The organism is Streptomyces sp. NPDC088785 (assembly GCF_044750685.1).
Classification (GTDB): Bacteria; Actinomycetota; Actinomycetes; order Streptomycetales; family Streptomycetaceae; genus Streptomyces.
In genome coordinates this window covers 86,627-107,523 of the sequence record NZ_JBIVKH010000002.1, presented here as the reverse complement: position 1 = coordinate 107,523, position 20,897 = coordinate 86,627, and the positions used below count along the sequence as shown (strand labels likewise).

Annotated in this window: 13 protein-coding genes; 3 read left to right on the top strand and 10 right to left on the bottom strand. The window is 72.4% G+C overall.

Going from position 1 to position 20,897, the window contains the following annotated elements:
- The first annotated feature begins 11 nt into the window (after positions 1-11).
- Positions 12-4,154 carry a HAMP domain-containing protein gene (locus ACIP5K_RS06125; protein WP_401405458.1) on the top strand — a complete coding sequence of 1,381 codons (4,143 nt, stop codon included), beginning with the start codon at positions 12-14 and terminating at the stop codon, positions 4,152-4,154.
- A gap of 12 nt (positions 4,155-4,166) precedes the next feature.
- Positions 4,167-4,745: a two-component system response regulator gene (locus ACIP5K_RS06120; protein WP_401405456.1), complete on the top strand. Its 579-nt coding sequence runs from the start codon at positions 4,167-4,169 to the stop codon at positions 4,743-4,745.
- Between the two features lie 27 nt (positions 4,746-4,772).
- On the opposite strand, the gene ACIP5K_RS06115 is transcribed toward ACIP5K_RS06120, so the two are convergent.
- Together ACIP5K_RS06115 and lepA are read right to left on the bottom strand one after the other, a co-directional pair.
- Entirely contained in the window at positions 4,773-6,662 is a 1,890-nt protein-coding gene (locus ACIP5K_RS06115; protein ID WP_401405454.1) for an AMP-dependent synthetase/ligase, read from the bottom strand.
- A gap of 224 nt (positions 6,663-6,886) precedes the next feature.
- Positions 6,887-8,758 (bottom strand): translation elongation factor 4, encoded by a 1,872-nt coding sequence (gene lepA, locus ACIP5K_RS06110; protein WP_401405452.1) that lies wholly within the window; start codon positions 8,756-8,758, stop codon positions 6,887-6,889.
- A 236-nt stretch (positions 8,759-8,994) separates the two neighbouring features.
- On the opposite strand from lepA, the gene rpsT reads away from it, so the two are divergent.
- On the top strand, positions 8,995-9,261 hold the full coding sequence (rpsT, locus tag ACIP5K_RS06105; protein WP_401405450.1) for a 30S ribosomal protein S20: 267 nt from the start codon (positions 8,995-8,997) through the stop codon (positions 9,259-9,261).
- Between the two features lie 583 nt (positions 9,262-9,844).
- Here the strand turns inward: rpsT and holA are convergent.
- The 8 genes from holA to leuS all read right to left on the bottom strand — a co-directional run bounded on the left by holA (position 9,845) and on the right by leuS (position 20,797).
- A complete protein-coding gene (holA, locus tag ACIP5K_RS06100) occupies positions 9,845-10,828 on the bottom strand; it encodes a DNA polymerase III subunit delta (RefSeq protein ID WP_401405448.1) in 984 nt (327 codons plus the stop codon).
- 52 nt (positions 10,829-10,880) lie between these two features.
- Positions 10,881-11,126, bottom strand: a complete 246-nt coding sequence (locus ACIP5K_RS06095; protein WP_401405446.1) for a hypothetical protein — start codon at positions 11,124-11,126, stop codon at positions 10,881-10,883.
- A gap of 31 nt (positions 11,127-11,157) precedes the next feature.
- Complete coding sequence (locus ACIP5K_RS06090; RefSeq protein ID WP_401405444.1) at positions 11,158-12,039, bottom strand: YceI family protein; 882 nt, start codon at positions 12,037-12,039, stop codon at positions 11,158-11,160.
- A gap of 186 nt (positions 12,040-12,225) precedes the next feature.
- On the bottom strand, positions 12,226-14,874 hold the full coding sequence (locus ACIP5K_RS06085; RefSeq protein ID WP_401405443.1) for a ComEC/Rec2 family competence protein: 2,649 nt from the start codon (positions 14,872-14,874) through the stop codon (positions 12,226-12,228).
- Positions 14,871-15,569 carry a helix-hairpin-helix domain-containing protein gene (locus ACIP5K_RS06080; RefSeq protein WP_401405441.1) on the bottom strand — a complete coding sequence of 233 codons (699 nt, stop codon included), beginning with the start codon at positions 15,567-15,569 and terminating at the stop codon, positions 14,871-14,873. Before ACIP5K_RS06080 ends, ACIP5K_RS06085 begins: the two co-directional genes overlap by 4 nt.
- 575 nt (positions 15,570-16,144) lie before the next feature.
- Complete coding sequence (locus ACIP5K_RS06075; protein ID WP_401405439.1) at positions 16,145-16,993, bottom strand: DegV family protein; 849 nt, start codon at positions 16,991-16,993, stop codon at positions 16,145-16,147.
- Positions 16,994-17,056: 63 nt separating this feature from the next.
- Positions 17,057-17,737, bottom strand: a complete 681-nt coding sequence (locus tag ACIP5K_RS06070; protein ID WP_401405437.1) for a hypothetical protein — start codon at positions 17,735-17,737, stop codon at positions 17,057-17,059.
- Between the two features lie 147 nt (positions 17,738-17,884).
- Positions 17,885-20,797, bottom strand: coding sequence for a leucine--tRNA ligase (gene leuS / locus ACIP5K_RS06065; RefSeq protein ID WP_401405435.1), 2,913 nt, complete (start codon positions 20,795-20,797; stop codon positions 17,885-17,887).
- Positions 20,798-20,897: the final 100 nt, after the last annotated feature.

Here is a 20,897-nt window from a genome sequence, read left to right as displayed (position 1 = left end):
AGTGGGCCGCTATGAGTGAGAACAGTGCTAAGGGCGTGCACCCGGGCACGGACGGGACCGCCACGTTGCGCGCCTCCGATCTGCGCCCGCTGCTGGCCGCCATCACCGCCGCCCGGGACGGGAACTTCGTGCCCGTGCAGGATCCCGGCGAGGGACTGATCGGCGAACTGGGGGCGGCGTTCAACCAGTTGGTCGACCGCAGCACCCACTTCAGCTCCGAGCTGACCCGGGTGCGCCGGGAGATCGTCCGGCACGGACGGCTCGACGAGCGGATGGAGGCGAGCCCCGGCTACGGCGCGTGGGCGACCCGCGTCCACGACGTGAACACCGTCATCGGGGCCCTGGTGGCCCCGACGGCCAACGCGACCCGGGTGCTGGACGCGGTCGCGGGCGGCGACCTGACGCAGCGCGTCGATCTGCACGACGGCACCCGCCAGCTCCGCGGCGACCTGCGCAGCCTGGGCCGCGCGGTCAACAAGATGGTGGACCAGCTCTCCCTGTTCACCGGCGAGGTGACCCGCGTCGCCCGCGAGGTCGGCACCGAGGGCCGGCTGGGCGGCCGGGCCAAGGCACAGGGCCTGTCGGGCAGTTGGCGGGACGTGACCGAGGCCGTGAACACGATGGCGTCCCGGCTGACGGCGCAGGTGCGCGACATCGCGCTGGTGACGACGGCGGTGGCCCGGGGCGACCTGACCCGTACGGTCACGATCGAGGCGACGGGCGAGCTGCTCGAACTGAAGCTGACCGTGAACACGATGGTCGACCAGCTGTCCGCCTTCGCCGACGAGGTGACCCGCGTCGCCCGCGAGGTCGGCACCGAGGGCCAGCTCGGCGGCCGGGCGCAGGTGCGGGGCGTCTCGGGCGTCTGGAAGGACCTCACCGACAACGTCAACTTCATGGCGTCGAACCTGACCTCGCAGGTCCGCAACATCGCGCAGGTCACCACGGCCGTGGCCAACGGCGACCTGAGCCAGAAGATCACCGTGGACGCGAAGGGCGAGATCCTCGAACTGAAGTCGACGATCAACACGATGGTCGACCAGCTGTCCGCCTTCGCCGACGAGGTCACCCGCGTCGCCCGCGAGGTCGGCACCGAGGGCCAGCTCGGCGGCCGGGCGCAGGTCCGGGGCGTCTCCGGCGTCTGGAAGGACCTCACCGACAACGTCAACTTCATGGCGGACAACCTGACCTCGCAGGTCCGCAACATCGCCCTGGTGTCGACGGCCGTGGCGCAGGGCGACCTCGGCAAGAAGATCACCGTCGAGGCGAAGGGCGAGATCCTCGAACTGAAGTCGACGATCAACACGATGGTCGACCAGCTGTCCGCCTTCGCCGACGAGGTCACCCGCGTCGCCCGCGAGGTCGGCACCGAGGGGAACCTGGGCGGCCAGGCGCAGGTCCGCGGCGTCTCCGGCGTCTGGAAGGACCTCACCGACAACGTCAACTTCATGGCGTCGAACCTGACCTCGCAGGTCCGCAACATCGCGCAGGTCACCACGGCCGTGGCGCAGGGCGACCTGTCGAAGAAGATCTCGGTCGACGCGCGCGGCGAGATCCTGGCGCTGAAGGACACCGTCAACACGATGGTGGAGCAGCTGCGCGGGTTCGCCGACGAGGTCACGCGGGTGGCCCGCGAGGTGGGCACGGACGGCCGCCTCGGCGGGCGGGCGACCGTGCACGGCGTGTCGGGCGTCTGGAAGGACCTCACCGACAACGTCAACTACATGGCGGACAACCTGACCTCGCAGGTGCGCAACATCGCGCAGGTCGCCACCGCGGTGGCGCAGGGCGACCTGTCGAAGAAGATCGACGTCGACGCGCGCGGCGAGATCCTCGAACTGAAGACGACCATCAACACGATGGTCGACACGCTCTCGTCCTTCTCCTCCGAGGTCACCCGCGTGGCGCGCGAGGTGGGCTCCGAGGGCCGGCTCGGCGGCCAGGCGCGGGTGGAGGGCGTGTACGGCACCTGGAAGCGCCTGACGACGAACGTGAACGAGCTGGCGTCGAACCTGACGACGCAGGTCCGCGCCATCGCCGAGGTGGCGTCCGCGGTGACCTCCGGCGACATGTCGCGCTCCATCACCGTGGAGACGCAGGGCGAGGTCGCCGAGCTGAAGAACAACATCAACCTGATGGTCGCCAATCTGCGCGAGACGACCCGCGCGAAGGACTGGCTGGAGTCGAACCTGGCCCGGCTCGCGGCCCTGATGCAGGGGCACCGGGACCTGATGGAGGTCGCCGACCTGATCCTGCGGGAGCTGACCCCGCTGGTGAACGCCCAGTACGGCGCGTTCTTCCTCGCCGAGCCCGACGAGGGGGACACCCCGATCCGCACCTCCATCCCCACCAAGGGGCTGGCCTACATCGCGGGGTACGCGTCGGCGGCGGCCTCGGTCGTCGACACCGACGCCATGCCCGTGCACGGGCTGGTCCGGCAGGCGGCCCTGGAGAAGAAGCGGATCCTCGTCGAGGACGCCCCGCCGGACTACATCAAGATCAACAGCGGGCTCGGGGAGGCGGCGCCGGCCTCGGTCGTCATCATCCCGATCCTCTTCGAGGACAAGCTCCTCGGCGTGATCGAACTGGCGTCGTTCTCCCGCTTCTCCGACGTCCACCTGGCGTTCTTCGACCAGTTCGTGAACACCATCGGCGTCGCGATCAACACGATCATCGCCAACTCCCGCACCGAGTCGCTGCTCGGCGAGTCGCAGCGCCTGGCGACGCAGTTGCAGGAGCGGTCGGACGAGCTCCAGCGCCAGCAGGCCGAGTTGCAGCGCTCGAACGCGGAGCTGGAGGAGAAGGCGGCCCTGCTGGCGACCTCCTCCCAGTACAAGTCGGAGTTCCTGGCGAACATGTCGCACGAGCTGCGCACGCCGCTGAACTCGCTGCTCATCCTGGCCCGGCTGCTCTCCGACAACCCGGACGGCCACCTCAACGACCAGGAGGTGCAGTTCGCGACGACGATCCACCGGTCCGGGTCCGACCTGCTCCAGCTGATCAACGACATCCTCGACCTGTCGAAGATCGAGGCGGGCCGGATGGACGTCCGCCCCAAGAGGCTGCCGCTCATCAAGCTCCTCGACTACGTCCACGCCACGTTCCGCCCGATCACCCTCGACCGCGGTCTCGCCTTCGAGGTGACGGTCGGCGAGGACGTGCCGCGCGAGATGCTCTCGGACGAGCAGCGGCTCCAGCAGATCCTGCGCAACCTGCTGTCGAACGCGATCAAGTTCACCGCGAACGGCAAGGTGGAGCTGCGGGTCTCCCGGGTCAGGGACCCCGAGCACCAGTACCTGCGCGACAGCGACGACCTGATCGCGTTCGCCGTCTCCGACACCGGCATCGGTATCGCCCGCGACAAGCTGCCGGTCATCTTCGAGGCGTTCCAGCAGGCCGACGGCACCACGAACCGCAAGTACGGCGGCACCGGCCTCGGCCTGTCGATCAGCCGGGAGATCTCCGGGCTGCTCGGCGGCCGGATCATCGCCGAGAGCGAGCCGGGCCACGGCTCCACCTTCACGCTGTACGTGCCCGTGCGCCATCCCAGCCACGTGCCGCACGAGCCCGTCGCGGAGCCGGCGCCGCTGCCGTACGCGGGCCACCGGCCGCCGCTGGTGCCGCAGCAGCTCCCGGCCCCGGACGCGTATCCGCCGCACGACCAGGACGACAACTGGCCCACGCCCACGAAGCTGGAGCAGTGGCGGGCGGGCCGCGCGGGGCAGGTGCTGGCCGGGCGCCGCGTGCTGATCGTCGACGACGACATCCGCAACGTCTTCGCGCTGACCCATGTCCTCGGCCGGGTCGGCATGCCCGTGCTGTACGCGGAGAACGGGCGGGAGGGCATCGACACCCTGGAGGTCAACCCGGACGTCGAGCTGGTCCTGATGGACATCATGATGCCGGAGATGGACGGCTACGAGACCATCTCGGTGATCCGCGGGACGCCGCGGTGGGCCGGGCTGCCCATCGTGGCGCTGACCGCGAAGGCGATGCCCGGCGACCGCGAGAAGTCCATCGCCCAGGGCGCCAACGACTACGTACCCAAACCGGTGGACGTCGATCAGCTGCTGACCGTCGTCTGCGATCTGCTGGCCCCGGACGAGGCGGCACCGCCCGAGGGAGAGTCCGTGACCCCGCCGACGACCGAGTGAGGCACCGTCACCATGACCATCACCGACAGCGGCTCGCCCGACCGGGCCAGCATCCTCCTGGTCGACGACATGGAGGACAACCTGATCGCGCTCGAAGCGGTCCTCGGATCGCTGAACGAGCCGCTGGTGCGGGCCCGGTCGGGCGAGGAGGCCATGAAGGCGCTGCTGCGGCACCGGTTCGCGGTCGTCCTGCTGGACATCCGGATGCCGGGGATGGACGGCTTCGAGACGGCGTCGAACATCAAGCGCCTCGACCAGACCAAGGACGTCCCGATCATCTTCCTCACCGGCACGGACGCCGACGCGGGCTACGCCTTCCGCGGCTACGCGACCGGGGCGGCCGACTACCTGACCAAGCCCTTCGACCCGTGGGTGCTGCGCGCCAAGGTCACCGTCTTCCTCGACCTGCACCGCAAGAACCAGCAGTTGCAGCGGCTGCTGGCGCGCGAGCAGGCGCAGCTCGACACGCTGGCGACGCGGATGGCGTCGATCGAGCACCAGCTGGCCGAGCACCCGGAGCCCGACGTGCGCGCGCTGCGCACCCGCGTCTCCCAGATGGAGGAGACGCTGCGTACGCTGCGGCGCCCCTGACCCGGGGCGCCGCGGGCCGGACGCGGATCAGCCCTCGCGCGTACCGGCGTACATCTCGTCGAGCAGGCCCTTGTACTCCCGCTCGACGACCGGCCGCTTGAGCTTGAGGCTGGGCGTCAGCTCGCCGTGCTCGATGTCGAGGTCGCGCGGCAGCAGCTTGAACTTCTTGATGGTCTGCCAGCGCTGGAGCCCCTCGTTGAGCTCCGTGACGTAGCCCTCGACGAGCCGCACGGTCGCGGGGGCGGCGACGACGTCCGCGTACGTCCTGCCCTCCAGGCCGTTCTCCTTGGCCCACTCCAGGATCGACGGTTCGTCGAGCGCGATGAGCGCGGTGCAGAAGTTCCGGTCGGCGCCGTGCACCAGGATGTTGGAGACGTAGGGGCAGACGGCCTTGAACTGGCCCTCGACCTCGGCGGGCGCGATGTACTTGCCGCCGGAGGTCTTGATCAGGTCCTTCTTGCGGTCGGTGATCCGCAGATAGCCGTCGACGGACAGCTCGCCGATGTCGCCGGTGTGGAACCAGCCGTCGCTCTCCAGCACCTCGGCGGTCTTCTCGGGCAGCCCGTGGTAGCCCTCCATGATGCCGGGGCCGCGCAGCAGGATCTCGCCGTCGTCGGCGATGCGCACCTCGGTGCCGGGCAGCGGCTTGCCGACGGTGCCGGTGCGGTAGGCCTCGCCGGGGTTCACGAAGGAGGCGGCCGACGACTCGGTGAGCCCGTAGCCCTCCAGGATGTGCACGCCCGCGCCCGCGAAGAAGTAGCCGATCTCGGGGGCCAGCGCGGCGGAGCCGGAGATGCAGGCCCGCAGCCGGCCGCCGAAGGCCTCCCGGAGCTTGCTGTAGACGAGGGCGTCGGCGACCTTGTGCTTGGAGGCCAGGCCGAACGGCGCGGACGCCACGCCGGTCCTGCGGAAGTTGTCCTGGGTGACCTTCGCGTACTCGCGCGCGACCCCGGCCGCCCACTGGAAGATCTTGTACTTGGCGGCGCCGCCGGCCCGCGCCTTGGCGGCGACCCCGTTGTAGACCTTCTCGAAGATGCGCGGCACGGCGGCCATGTACGTGGGCTGCACGACCGGGAGATTCTCGATGATCTTGTCGACCCGGCCGTCGACGGCGGTGACGTGCCCGACCTCGATCTGGCCGCTGGTGAGCACCTTGCCGAAGACGTGGGCGAGCGGCAGCCACAGGTACTGCACGTCGTCCTGGCCGACGAGCCCGGTGGAGGCGATGGCCCTGGCCATGTACGACCAGTTGTCGTGCGGGAGGCGGACGCCCTTGGGGCGGCCGGTGGTGCCGGAGGTGTAGATGAGGGTGGCGAGCTGGTCCTTCTGGATCGCGCCGACCCGCTCCGTGATCACCTCCGGGTTCTTCTCCAGGTGGGCGGCGCCGCGCGCCTCCAGGTCCTCCAGGGTGAGCAGCCAGCCGTCGGGGTCGGCGGCGTCCGGCTCCACGCCGGTCGCGTCGATCACGATCACATGGCGCAGCTCGGGCAGCTCGGCGCGGCGCTCGCGGGCCTTGGCGAGCTGCGCGGCGTCCTCGGCGACGAGCACCTTCGACTCGGAGTCGGAGAGGATGAACGCCGACTCGTCGGCCTTGGTCTGCGGATAGACGGTGGTGGTCGCCGCGCCCGCGCACATGATGCCGAGGTCCGCGAGGATCCACTCGACCCGGGTCGAGGAGGCGAGCGCCACCCGCTCCTCGGCCCGCACCCCCAGCTCGACGAGGCCGGCGGCGATCGCGTAGACCCGCTGGGCGGCCTGCGCCCAGCTCAACGACTTCCACTCGTCCGGACCCGAGCCGCCGGCCGCGGGAACCGGGTAGCGGTAGGCCTCGGCATCAGGTGTGGCGGCCACGCGCTCCAGGAAGAGAGACGCCACGGAGGGCGGCCGGTTCTCGATCAGGGTCTGTGTGTCGCTCACGACGTCCTCCGGGGCCCGCGACTGTTGAAACGCGGCTTGTTTAACTGGCGAGTAACCATTGAGCAGTGATCAGGGTAAGGGCCACCGCGCCGCCGCGTAAGAGGCTCCGGCCTCCGACTTCACGGGCGAGCACCCCATCCGCCCCTGCCCACACAGCCCCCACACAAAAGCGGTGGGCCCGTCGCGCGTCCGCGCGACGGGCCCACCGTCCGTGACCGCCGGGGCTACTTCTTGCTCTTGGCGCCGCCGCCGTCGTCACTGGAGAGCACCGCGATGAAGGCCTCCTGCGGAACCTCCACGGATCCCACCATCTTCATGCGCTTCTTGCCCTCCTTCTGCTTCTCGAGCAGCTTGCGCTTACGGGAGATGTCACCGCCGTAGCACTTGGCGAGGACGTCCTTGCGGATGGCGCGGATGGTCTCGCGGGCGATGACCCGGGAGCCGATGGCCGCCTGGATCGGCACCTCGAAGGCCTGGCGCGGGATCAGCTCGCGCAGCTTGGCGACGAGCCGCACCCCGTAGGCGTAGGCCTGGTCGCGGTGGGTGATGGCGGAGAAGGCGTCGACCTTGTCGCCGTGCAGCAGGATGTCGACCTTCACCAGGTGCGCGGTCTGCTCGCCGGTGGGCTCGTAGTCGAGCGAGGCGTAGCCGCGGGTCTTGGACTTCAGCTGGTCGAAGAAGTCGAAGACGATCTCGGCGAGCGGCAGGGTGTAGCGGATCTCGACGCGGTCCTCGGAGAGGTAGTCCATGCCGAGCAGGGTGCCGCGCCGGGTCTGGCACAGCTCCATGATCGAGCCGATGAACTCGGACGGCGCGAGGATGGTGGCGCGCACGACCGGCTCGTAGACCTTGTCGATCTTCCCCTCGGGGAACTCGCTGGGGTTGGTGACGATGTGCTCGGCACCGTCCTCCATGTCGACGCGGTACACCACGTTCGGCGCCGTGGCGATCAGGTCGAGGCCGAACTCGCGCTCCAGGCGCTCGCGGATCACGTCGAGGTGCAGCAGGCCGAGGAAGCCGACGCGGAAGCCGAAGCCGAGGGCCGCCGAGGTCTCCGGCTCGTAGACCAGCGCCGCGTCGTTGAGCTGGAGCTTGTCGAGGGCGTCGCGCAGCTCGGGGTAGTCCGAGCCGTCGAGCGGGTACAGCCCCGAGAAGACCATCGGCTTCGGGTCCTTGTAGCCGCCGAGGGCCTCCGTCGCGCCGTTGTGCAGGGAGGTGATCGTGTCACCGACCTTGGACTGGCGGACGTCCTTCACGCCGGTGATCAGGTAGCCGACCTCGCCGACGCCGAGCCCGTCGGCGGGCAGCATCTCCGGCGAGTTCGTGCCGATCTCCAGCAGCTCGTGCGTGGCGCCGGTGGACATCATCCGGATCCGCTCGCGCTTGTTGAGCTGGCCGTCGATGACACGGACGTAGGTGACGACACCGCGGTACGAGTCGTAGACCGAGTCGAAGATCATCGCGCGGGCCGGGGCGTCCTTGACGCCGACCGGCTGCGGGATCTCGGCGACGACCTTGTCGAGCAGCGCCTCGACGCCCATGCCAGTCTTCGCGGAGACCTTGAGCACGTCCTCGGGCTGGCAGCCGATGAGGTTGGCCAGCTCCTCGGAGAACTTCTCGGGCTGGGCGGCCGGCAGGTCGATCTTGTTGAGCACCGGGATGATCTTGAGGTCGTTCTCCATCGCCAGGTACAGGTTGGCGAGGGTCTGCGCCTCGATGCCCTGGGCCGCGTCGACCAGGAGGACGGTGCCCTCGCAGGCGGCGAGCGACCGCGAGACCTCGTACGTGAAGTCCACGTGGCCCGGCGTGTCGATCATGTTGAGGATGTGGGTGTTGCCCTGGTCGGGCCCCTCCGAGGGGGCCCAGGGCAGCCGCACCGCCTGGGACTTGATCGTGATGCCGCGCTCGCGCTCGATGTCCATCCGGTCGAGGTACTGAGCACGCATCTGCCGCTGCTCGACCACGCCGGTCAGCTGGAGCATGCGGTCGGCGAGCGTGGACTTGCCGTGGTCGATGTGCGCGATGATGCAGAAATTGCGGATCAGAGCCGGGTCGGTACGGCTCGGCTCGGGCACATTCTTAGGGGTCGCGGGCACGCAGGGTCCTGTCTCTTGAGGCGCCGTTTGCCTCAGGTCGGCCTCGGTTGGGATCGATACGTAGCTTCCATGGTCCCACGGCCCGGGCACTGGGCACGGTTTGGGCCGGTGGGAGTACGGCTGGTACCGTGGTCAGCTGTGTCTCATGCCCTCTCAGCACGAGACACGCACTCAGAGAAAATCACCGGTACGGGACCCTCACCGGCCCCGTGCCTGAACCTGCAAAGGCTCATTTCGTGGCGAACATCAAGTCCCAGATCAAGCGGAACAAGACCAACGAGAAGGCCCGGCTGCGCAACAAGGCCGTCAAGTCTTCGCTGAAGACCGCGGTCCGCAAGGCCCGCGAGGCCGCTGCCGCGGGTGACACCGCGAAGGCCACCGAGTACCAGCGCGCTGCCGCGCGTCAGCTCGACAAGGCCGTCGCCAAGGGCGTCATCCACAAGAACCAGGCCGCCAACAAGAAGTCGGCGCTTGCTTCGAAGGTCGCCTCTCTCCAGGGCTGAACCCGACCTGATCCGATGTATCGCCGGTAGGACCCGGGCGGGCCCTCTCTCATCCGCCCCCGACCGGCACCCCGAGCCGCACGCGACTGCGTTCGCCACGCGGGTGCGGCTCACCCCTAGCGTGAACCGAGGCCCCGCCGTCCCGACCGGGACGGCGGGGCCTTCGGCGTGCGGGGGGCCTTCGACGTGCGGGGCCTGCGGCGTGCGGGGGTGTCGGTGGCGGGGTTCCGGGAGTGCGCGGGCTCGGGAGTGCGCGGGCTCGGGAGTGCGCGGGCTCGGGAGTGCGCGGGCTCGGGGCGGGGGCCTGGGGCGGGGTGGCCGGGGCGCGGGCTCGGGGCGAGGTCCTGGGGCGGGGTCTGGGGCACGGGGCCGGGGCGAGGCCCTGGGTCGCGGGCTCGGAGCGGGGGCTCGGGGCTCGGGCTCGGAGCGGGGCTCGGGTCGCGGGCTCGGGTCGCGGGTCGCGGGCCACGGGCTCGGGCCACGGGTCGCGGGCTCGGGGCGCGGGGCGCGGGCTCGGGCCACGGGGCGCGGGGCGCCGGGGCGCCGGGGCACGGGGCGCCGGGGCACGGGTCGCGGGGCGCTTTCAGCCTCGCGCGCGGGCGGCCCGTGCCACGCTGACGACGGCCTTCTCCAGCGCGTACTCGGGGTCGTCCCCGCCGCCCTTGACCCCCGCGTCCGCCTCGGCGACGGCCGTCAGCGCGGCGGCCACCCCGTCAGGGGTCCAGCCCCGCATCTGCTGACGCACCCGGTCGATCTTCCACGGCGGCATCCCCAGCTCGCGGGCCAGGTCGGCGGGGCGCCCGCCGCGCGCGGAGGACAGCTTGCCGATGGCCCGCACCCCCTGCGCCAACGCGCTGGTGATCAGCACCGGCGCGACGCCGGTGGCCAGCGACCACCGCAGCGCCTCCAGCGCTTCGGCGGCCCGGCCCTCCACGGCCCGGTCCGCCACCGTGAAGCTCGACGCCTCGGCCCGCCCGGTGTAGTACCGCGCGACGACGGCCTCGTCGATGGTGCCCTCGATGTCGGCGACGAGCTGCGAGACGGCGGACGCCAGCTCCCGCAGGTCGCTGCCGAGGGCGTCGACGAGCGCCTGGCACGCCTCGGGCGTCGCCGACCGGCCGAGCGTGCGGAACTCCGAGCGCACGAACGACAGCCGGTCCGCCGGCTTGGTCATCTTCGGGCAGGCGACCTCCCGCGCCCCCACCTTGCGCGCCGCGTCGAGCAGGCCCTTGCCCTTGGCGCCGCCGGCGTGCAGCAGGACCAGCGTGATCTCCTCGGCGGGCGAGCCGAGATACGCCTTCACGTCCTTCACCGTGTCCGCCGACAGGTCCTGCGCGTTGCGGACCACGACGACCTTGCGCTCGGCGAACAGCGACGGGCTCGTCAGCTCCGCGAGCGTCCCGGGCTGCACCTGGTCGGAGGTGAGGTCGCGGACATCGGTGTCGGCGTCGGACGCCCGGGCGGCGGCGACCACCTCCTGCACCGCGCGGTCGAGCAGCAGGTCCTCCTGGCCCACCGCGACGGTGAGCGGAGCGAGGGGATCGTCGTGTGCAGTCTTCCTGGCCATCGCGGACAAGCATCCCACGCACCACCGACAACCCGCCCCGGCCGCGGCGGGCTCAGGGCTCCTCGCGCCACCCGTCCCACTCGCCCGCGAACCCGTCCAGCTCCCCGGGGTCGAGCCGGCCGTCCGCGTCCTCGACGACCACCAGCCACTGGGCGTCCTCGGCGTCGTCCTCGCCGGCCAGCGCGTCCCGTACGAGCTGCGGTTCCTCGGCCACGCCGAAACGCTCGGCGAGCGCTTCGGCGGCCTCCTGCGCCGCGTCGCGGTCGGGCAGCACCAGCACGTGTCTCACATCGCTCACGACACCATCTTCGGACACCGACGGCACGGGATCAGCCCTGGGGCACGATCTGCACGTCGATCTCGATGCGCACGCTGGAGCCGACGACGGCGATGCCGCGCGCCAGCATGGTCTGCCAGCTGACGGTGAAGTCGTCGCGGTGCAGTTCGGTGGTGGCCCGGCAGGCGGCGCGGGTCTCGCCCTCCATCCCGTTGCCCAGGCCCAGGTACTCGGCGTCGAGGGTGACCGTGCGGGTCACGCCGTGCAGCGAGAGCGCGCCGGTGATCGCCCAGCGGCTGCCGCCCCTGTGCACGAAACGCTCGCTGTAGAACTCCAGCGTCGGGAAGTGGTCGACGTCGAGGAAGTCGGCGGACCTGAGGTGGTCGTCGCGCATCTTCACATTGGTGTCGATGGAGGACGCGTCGATGACCACGTGCATCGCGGACTGCTCGACGCGTTCGGCGACCCGCAGCGCACCGGCGAAGGTGTTGAACCGGCCGTGGACCCGGGCGAGCCCGATGTGCCGCGCCGTGAACGCGATCGACGAGTGCGTCGGCTCGATCTCCCACTCGCCGGGCCGCGGCAGCGGGGGCGGCGGCGCGACCTGGAGCATGACGTCACCGAGCGAGGCGTGCGCGCTCTCGGCGACGGTGGCGCTGCCCCGGTACGGCGCGAACCCCTCGGCCGAGACGGCGAGGCGGTACTCCCCGGCGGGCACGGCCGCCATGAACGAGCCGAACGGGTCGGTCCCGCCGCTCACCACCTTGCGCCCCATCGCGTCGCTGACGGCGAACTCGGCGCCGCGCACCGGCTCGTTGACCGGGTCCAGGACCCGGCAGCTCAGGACGCCCGCGCTGGGCGGCACCGTCACCGCCGCCAGGGGATGTGCCCGTTGAACCCGGTTCGTACGGTTTCCCAGCCTGCGGCCGAACATGAGCTATCCACCCCAGCAACCCTTGACAACTGTCGTCACTTCTTCAACGAAGGAGTATTCGATCACCGCTGGGGCATTCGAGGCAACACGGGATCATTTCTACTCACCGGTAGCAAATCTGCGATCCCGCACCGCCCGCCGCGCCGCCCTCCTCGGGCCGTCCGGGGCCGTGCCCCGCCCCTCCGGTCAGGGTCCGCTCCGCGCCACCTCCAGTCCGGCCGCGCCGCCCCGCGTGCCCGGCCCGCCCTCGCGGACGGCGACCGCCCCGTCCCGGTCCGTGCGCAGTACCGCGACGCCCTGGGCCCGCAGCGCCGCCAGGGTCCGGGGAGCGGGATGACCGTACGGGTTGTCGGCCCCCGCGCTGATCAACGCGAGCCGGGGCGCCGCCCGCCGCAGCAACCCGGGGTCCTGGAAGGCCGATCCGTGGTGGGCGACCTTCAGCACGTCCACCCGGGGCAGCGCGGCCCCCGCGCCGCTCCTCGACAGGGCGCGCTGCGCGGCCGGTTCGAGGTCGCCGAGCAGCAGCAGCGTCAGGCCGCCGGTGCGCACCAGCAGGGTGACGCTCGCGTCGTTCGGCCCGTCGGGGCCGGGCGCGGGGCCCGCCGGCGGCCACAGCACCTGCCAGTCGAGGGGGCCGCTCCTGCGCCGCTCCCCCGCCGCCGCCCGGACCATCGTGATGCCGCGCGCCGCCACCAGCCGCCGGACGAACGCCGCCTGGTCCGCCGGCTCCGCGAACCCCGTCGTCTCGACCGCCCCGACCGACCGCCCCCGCAACACCCCCGGCAGGCCCGCCACATGGTCCGCGTGGAAATGCGTGAGCAGCAGCAACGGGATCCGGGTGACACCCAGCGACCGCAGACACCGGTCGACGCGCACCGGATCCGGTCCCGCGTCCACCACGACCCCGGCGCCCGCCCCGGCCGCGAGCACCAGCGCGTCGCCCTGCCCCACGTCGCACATCACCAGCCGCCAGCCCGGCGGCGGCCAGCCCGTGATCACCCGGGTCAGGGGCGCCGGCCGCACCACGACCACGAGCAGCAGCAGCGCGCAGGCCCCGCAGAGCCACGCCGACCCGAGCACGCGGCGCCCCACCGCGACCAGCACCACCGTGCCCACCGCGAGCAGTGCTCCCCCGCGCCAGCCGCCCGGCCAGTCCACACCGCCGCCCGGCATCGCGGCCCCGGTCCGCGCGATCCGGGCGATCCAGCCCGCGGGCCAACTCGCGCACCACGCGCAGAACGTCGCCACCGGCATCGCGACCGGCGCCGCCGCGAGCGCCGCGAACCCCAGCACCGTCGCGGGCGCGACCGCGAACTCCACCAGCAGATTGCACGGCACCGCCACCAGACTCACCCGCGCCGCGAGGACGGCGACGACGGGAGCGCACACCGCCTGGGCCGCGCCCGCCGCCCCGAGCGCCTCGGCGAGCCGCCCCGGCACCCCGCGCCCGCGCAGCGCCGCACTCCAGCGCGGGGCGAGGGTGAGCAGCGCGCCGGTGGCGAGCACCGACAGCAGGAACCCGTGACTCCGCGCCAGCCACGGGTCGAGGAGGACGAGCAGCAGTACGGCCGTGGCCAGCGCCGGGAGCAGGGATCTGCGGCGTCCGGTGGCGACGGCGAGCAGGGCGATCAGCCCGCACGCCGCCGCCCGCAGCACGCTCGGCCCCGGTCGGCACACCACGACGAACCCGAGCGTCAGCCCGCCGCCGGCCAGCGCGGTCGTCCGCAGCGACAGACCGACGCGGGGCGCGAGCCCCCGCCTCTCCGCCAGCTGCGCGGTGCCCGGCGGTCCGATCAGCAGCGCCAGCAGGATCGTGAAATTCGCCCCGCTGACGGAGGTCAGATGCAGCAGGTCGGTCGCCTCGAACGCCGCGTGCAGCTCCGGCGTGACCCGTGCCGTGTCGCCGACCACCAGACCGGGGAGCAGGGCGCGTGCGTCCGGGGGCAGCCCCGCCGTCGCCCGCCGCAGCCCCGCGCGCAGCTCACCGGCCAGCCGCTGCGGCGCACTCGGCCCGCCCACCACGCGGGGCCGCACGTCCGGCCCGACGCGCAGCACCGCCGCGACCCGGTCACCGCCGCTCAGGGGCGGCGCCAGCGCACCCGTGACCCACAGCCGGGTGGACGGCAGCCGAGCCAGCCACGGGCTCCCGCGCGGGGCGGCGCGCGGGGCTGCACTGGGGTCGGCGTCCCGGTCGGAGGGCTGGGCGGAGGACTGGGCGGAGGGCCGGGCCACGGGCCGGGGCGTGTCCGCAAGGATCAGGACCGGTGTCCGGGTCCGGTACTCCGCGCCGTCGGGTGCCCTGACCCGCACCAGCTCCGCCTCGACGAGCACGGCGGGCGGCGCGGCGTGGTCCCCACTGACCCGTGGCCGGGTGAGCCGGGGGTCCGAGGTGATCTCGACCTCGGCGTGGACCCGGGCGTACCGGGCCGCGAGCTCCGGCACCGGGCCACGGCGCAGATCGGCTCCGTGCAGGCCCGCCGAGGCCGCCGCCGCTGCGGTGCAGAGCAGGAGCAGCGCGGCGGACGGGCTCCGCCAGGCGCCGGATGCAAGGGCACCGGAGGCGCGGGCGCTGGCCGCACGGGTGCCCGGCGCCGCGTCGCGGCGGCCCGCGATCAGCAGCCCCACGCCGACGAGCGCGCACACCGCCGCGACCGTCGCCGCCCAACGGCCGGGCGCCGTGAGGAGCAGCGCCGCCGTCGCCCAGGCCGCCAGCGCGGGCGGGACCAGCCTCAGGTCGAGCGGGCCCTCGCGGGGCGGATCGGCCGAACCGGCTCCCAGGCCCGTGCCGGTGCCGGTGCCGGTGCCGGTGTCGGAACCGGTGTCGGTGCCGGTCATGGCCGGACGAGATTCTGAAGGTCTTCGAAGCGGCGGTCCCCGATCCCGTTGACCTCGCGCAGTTCGTCCACCGAGCGGAAACCCCCGTGCTCGGTGCGGTAGTCGATGATGTGCTGGGCCAGCACCGGGCCGACGCCGGGCAGCGTGTCGAGCTGTTCCGCACTCGCGGTGTTCAGGCCGACCGGCCCGGCAGGCACCCCCGGCGCACCGGAACCCGCACCCGCACCCGCACCCGTGCCCGGCGGGGCCGCCGCGTCGGCGGGCAGCGGCTGGCCGACCAGGATCTGCTCGCCGTCGGTCAGCAGCCGCGCCCGGTTGAGCCCGGCCGTGTCCGCGCCGGGGCGGACCCCGCCGGCCGCCCGCAGCGCGTCCGCGACCCGGGCCCCGGCGGGCAGTCGCAGGACGCCGGGGCGGCGCACCTTCCCCGCGACGTCCACGATGACCCGGGCGCCGCTCGTCGGCCCGGGCCCGGGCTCCGGCCCGGGTACCGGTGAGGGCACGGGGTCGGCGCCCGCCTCCGGCTCCGTCGGAGCCGCGCGCACCGTCTCCGGCGCCCGCACCGGCTGCGTACGCCCGGCCCAGAAGTGCTGGGCGGCGAAGAGTGCCGCGACGCAGAGGACCACGGCCAGGGCGAGCGCGCCGCGCCGCTCGACACCGCAGCGGGCCTGCACCCACAGCGGCAGCCGATCCCGCACGGCCGACGCGGCACGCCCCCGCCACGTCGAGGCCCCGCGCCCCGCACCTGCGGGCGACCCGCCCACCGACTCCCCCGGGAAAGCTCCCGGCGAAGACGCTCCCGGCGAAGGCACTCCCGGCGAGGGCGCTCCCGCTCCAGCCTCCCCCGGCACGGGATCCCGCACCGAAGGCCCGTCCGAGCGCGGCGGCGCGAACAGGGCCTCCGCCCGCAGCCGCGTCTCCTCCTCGCCCGCGCCGCGAGCCCGCCCGTGCCCCCCGCGCACCAGGCGCCGCCGGGCCCGCCGCCGCTTCAGGGCACGGCCGTCGGACGCGGGGCCACGCCCCGGCCCGCTGGATGCCTGTGCTGTCCGAGACAGTGATCGAAGTGCCATGTCCGAGACGGTAGGCACCGCGCCCCGAACTAGTGGATCTTGCTCAATTCCCGGGGACAACAGACCAGTTGTGGAAAACCCCGCCACCCGATCCAGCGACACCCGCCACGACTACGAGCCCCCGCACCCACACCCACACCCTGCACCTCTACACCCCACACCCCGCACCCCGCACCCCGCACCCCGCACCCCGCACCCGCGACCTACATCCGCGGCGACACCACAGCCCCCAGCAACCCCGGCCCCGTATGCGCCCCGATCACCGCGCCCACCTCGCTGACATGCAGCTCCCCCAGCCCCGGCACCCGCTCACCCAGCCAGCCCGCGAGGGCCTCCGCCCGCTCCGGCGCCGCCAGGTGGTGCACGGCGATGTCGACCTGCCCGCTGCCCGCCCGCTCGGCGACGATCTCCTGGAGCCGGGCGATCGCCTTCGACGCGGTGCGGACCTTCTCCAGGAACTCGATGCGGCCGCCGTCGAGCTGGAGGAGCGGCTTGACCGCGAGCGCCGAGCCGAACCACGCCTGCGCGGCCCCGATCCGGCCGCCCCGACGCAGATAGTCCAGGGTGTCGACGTAGAAGTACGCGGCGGTGCCGGCGGCCCGCTTCTCCGCCGCGGCCACCGCCTCGTCGACGGAGCCGCCGGTGTCCGCGGTCTCCGCCGCGGCGAGCGCGCAGAAACCGAGCGCCATGGCGACCATGCCGGTGTCCACCACCCGCACCGGCACGGGGGCCTCCCGCGCGGCGAGGACCGCCGCGTCGTAGGTTCCGGAGAACTCGGCCGACAGGTGCAGCGAGATGATGTCGGTGGCGCCGGACTCGGCGACCCTGCGGTACGTCTCGGCGAACAGCTCGGGGCTGGGCCTCGACGTCGTCACCGGCCGGCGCTTCTGCAACGCCTCGGCGAGCGAACGGGCCGAGATCTCCGTGCCCTCTTCGAGCGCCCGGTCGCCCAGGACCACGGTCAGCGGCACCGCCGTGATGCCGTGGCGCTCCATCGTCCGCTGCGGCAGGTAGGCCGTTGAATCGGTGACGATCGCGACATGGCGGGACATGCTCCGGAGATTACCCGGCGGAGCCCGCCGTAGGCAGCCCGGCCCCCGCCGAGCGGCCGGGGATCAAGTCGTATTCTCCGGACGGGGTTTCTTCTGCCACGGATACACCGGGCGCACACCTGGCGGAGTGATCGCGGACCGGTCCGGCTTCTCCCGCCCGGGCGGCGGGGCGGACGGTGCCGAGGAGCCGGACGCGGTGTCGGCGCTCGTCCAGTGCCGCAGCGCCCCCGCCTCCAGGTCGATCTGCGACCGCAGGGAGTCCAGATCGTCGCTCGCGAACCGGGTGGCCCGGTCCCGGGCCGCGTGCCGCAGGGCGTCGGCGGACTGCGTGATCTGCGACGTGCGCTCCCGCAGCTCCGGCACCAGCCGTGCGACCTGCCGCTTGTCGGGCTCGCTCTCCAGGCGCTTCAGTTCGCCGTCCAGCTCGTGGCCGTGCGCGCTGAGCCGCCCGAAGAGGTCGAGGGACTCCTGGAGGCTGGCGTCCTCGGCGACGCGCGCGTGCAGCGCGTCCTGCGTGGCCCGCATGGAACCGCGCAGTCTCAGCCGCAGCTGGGCCAGCTCGCTGGCCGTGCCGGGCTGGAAGCTCCTGGCCCGCAGCGTGGTGTCCTCCACGGTCCTGCGCGCCTGCGCCACCGTGCGGTCCACCCCGCGCTTGGCCGCGCCGACCGCCTTCACCGTCGCGTACGCGCCGAGCACCACGAACGCGATGAAGATCAGCGCCATGACCACCAGCACAGCTTCCACGGCGCTCCTCCGATTCGTCCGCCCGACCCGTCCGTCCGGGTCCCGCGGACCCGTCCTTCCACCGTAAACGGACCGGGCAGGCCAGGGGTTCCAGCGGAACCCCCAACCTGCCCGTAGGGAACAACCCCGAGTGTTGGACCGGGTGCCCTACGCGGGCACGATGTTCACCAGCTTCGGCGCCCGCACGATCACCTTGCGGATCCCGGCGCCGTCAAGCGCCGCGACGACCTTCTCGTCGGCCAGCGCGATCTTCTCCAGCTCCTCGTCGGAGATCGCCGGGGAGACCTCCAGACGCGCCTTGACCTTGCCCTTGATCTGGACGACGCAGGTCACCGTCTCGTCGACCACGTAGGCCGGGTCGGCGACCGGGAAGTCCTGGTGGACGACCGACTCGGTGTGGCCCAGCTTGCGCCACAGCTCCTCGGCGACGTGCGGGGCCAGCGGCGCGACCAGCAGCACGAGCCGCTCGGCGACCGAGCGCGGCAGCGCACCGCCCGCGTACGACTTGACCAGGTGGTTGTTCAGCTCGGTGACCTTGGCGATGGCGGTGTTGAACCGCATCCCCTCCAGGTCGCCGCGCACCCCGTCGATCGCCTTGTGCAGGGCGCGCAGCGTCGCCTCGTCGATGTCCGCATCGGCGGCGTCGACGACGGTGACCTCACCGGTCGCCTCGTCGACGATGTTGCGCCACAGGCGCTGGAGCAGCCGGAACTGGCCGACCACCGCGCGCGTGTCCCACGGCCGCGAGACGTCCAGCGGGCCCATCGCCATCTCGTACAGGCGCAGCGTGTCCGCGCCGTACTCCTCGCAGATCTCGTCCGGCGTGACCGCGTTCTTCAGGGACTTGCCCATCTTGCCCAGCAGGCGGCTGACCTTCTCGCCCTGGTAGTAGTACGCGCCGTCGCGCTCCTCCACCTCGGCGGCCGGTACGGCGATACCGCGCGCGTCCCGGTACACGTAGGCCTGGATCATGCCCTGGTTGAACAGCTTGTGGAACGGCTCGGCGGAGGAGACGTGCCCCAGGTCGAACAGCACCTTCGACCAGAAACGGGCGTACAGCAGGTGCAGCACCGCGTGCTCGGCGCCGCCCACGTACAGGTCGACACCGCCGGTGGGCTGTCCCTCGCGCGGGCCCATCCAGTACTGCTCGACGGCCGGGTCGACCAGCTTCTCGCTGTTGTGCGGGTCCAGGTAGCGCAGCTCGTACCAGCACGAACCCGCCCAGTTGGGCATGGTGTTGGTCTCGCGGCGGAACCGGCGCGGGCCGCGGCCGTCGCCCAGGTCCAGGGTGACGTCGACCCAGTCCTCGTTGCGGGACAGCGGCGTCTCGGGCTGGGTGTCGGCGTCGTCCGGGTCGAAGGTGCGCGGGCTGTAGTCCTCGACCTCGGGCAGCTCCAGCGGCAGCATCGACTCGGGCAGCGGGTGGGCGATGCCGTCCTCGTCGTAGACGATCGGGAAGGGCTCGCCCCAGTAGCGCTGGCGGCTGAACAGCCAGTCGCGCAGCCGGAAGTTGACCGTGCCGTGGCCGATGCCCCGGCCGGCCAGCCACTCGGTCATCCGGGCCTTGGCGTCGGCGACGCCCAGGCCGTCAAGCGCGACCTCGTCGTTCGAGGAGTTGACCAGCTTCGCCTCGTACGCGACGAAGGCGTCGTCCCAGGTCGACGGGTCGGTGCCGCGCCCGTCCGACGGCTGGACCACGCAGCGCATCGGCAGTTCGAAGGCGCGCGCGAACGCGAAGTCGCGGGCGTCGTGCGCCGGGACCGCCATGATCGCGCCGGTGCCGTAGCCCATCAGGACGTAGTCGGCGATGAAGACCGGGACCTGCTCGCCGCTGACCGGGTTGATCGCGTACGCGCCGGTGAAGACGCCGGTCTTGTCCTTGGCCTCGGCCTGGCGCTCGACGTCCGACTTGGAGGCGGCCTGCTTGCGGTAGGCGGCGACGGCCTCGGCGGGCGTCGCGTGACCGCCGGTCCACACGTCGTGGGTGCCCTCGGGCCAGGCGGCCGGGGTGATCCTCTCGACCAGGTCGTGCTCGGGCGCCAGCACCATGTAGGTGGCGCCGAACAGGGTGTCCTGGCGGGTGGAGAAGACGGTGATGACGTCGTCGGAGGCGTCGAAGCCGAAGTCGATCCGGGCGCCCTCGGAGCGGCCGATCCAGTTGCGCTGCTGCAACTTGATCGCCTCGGGCCAGTCCAGGCCGTCCAGGTCGTCCAGCAGGCGGTCCGCGTAGGCGGTGATGCGCATGTTCCACTGGCGCAGCTTGGCCTTGAAGACGGGGAAGTTGCCGCGCTCGGAGCGGCCGTCGGCGGTGACCTCCTCGTTGGCCAGGACGGTGCCCAGGCCCGGCGCCCAGTTCACGGGCGCGTCGGAGGCGTACGCCAGGCGGTACTCGCCCAGGATGTCGGCCCGCTCGGCCTCGGTCAGCGCGTCCCAGGCCCGGCCGCCGGGGACGGCGCGCTCACCGGAGGCGAACTGCGCGACCAGCTCGGCGATCGGCCGGGCCTTGTCCCGCTCGTCGTCGTACCAGGAGTTGAAGATCTGCAGGAAGATCCACTGCGTCCACTTGTAGTACTCCGGGTCGATCGTGGCGAACGACCGGCGCTTGTCGTGCCCCAGGCCCAGGGCGCGCAGCTGCGCCTTCATGTTCTCCATGTTGGCCTCGGTCGACGTGCGCGGGTGGGTGCCCGTCTGCACGGCGTACTGCTCGGCCGGCAGGCCGAACGCGTCGAAGCCGAGGGTGTGCAGCACGTTGTGGCCGTTCATGCGCTGGAAGCGCGCGAAGACGTCCGTGGCGATGTAGCCCAGCGGGTGGCCGACGTGCAGGCCCGCACCGGAGGGGTACGGGAACATGTCCATGATGAACTTCTTCGGGCGGGCGGCGAGCGCGCGGGCCTCGTCCGTGTCCCCGGCCAGGTCGCCGGTCGGGTTCGGCGCCTCGTAGACACCGTGCTCGTCCCAGAAGTCCTGCCAGCGTGCCTCGATGTCGGCGGCCATGGCCGCCGTGTAGCGGTGCGGCGCGACCGCCGCCTCGGAAGCGGCGGCGGTGTTCGTCTCGCTCATGATCCTCAAAGCTCCATCGATCGTCTCTGCCGGCGGCCAGTGCTCAGGAAATGAAAAAGCCCCTCGCACAGGAGGGGACGCCGCGCCGATGCCGACCTCA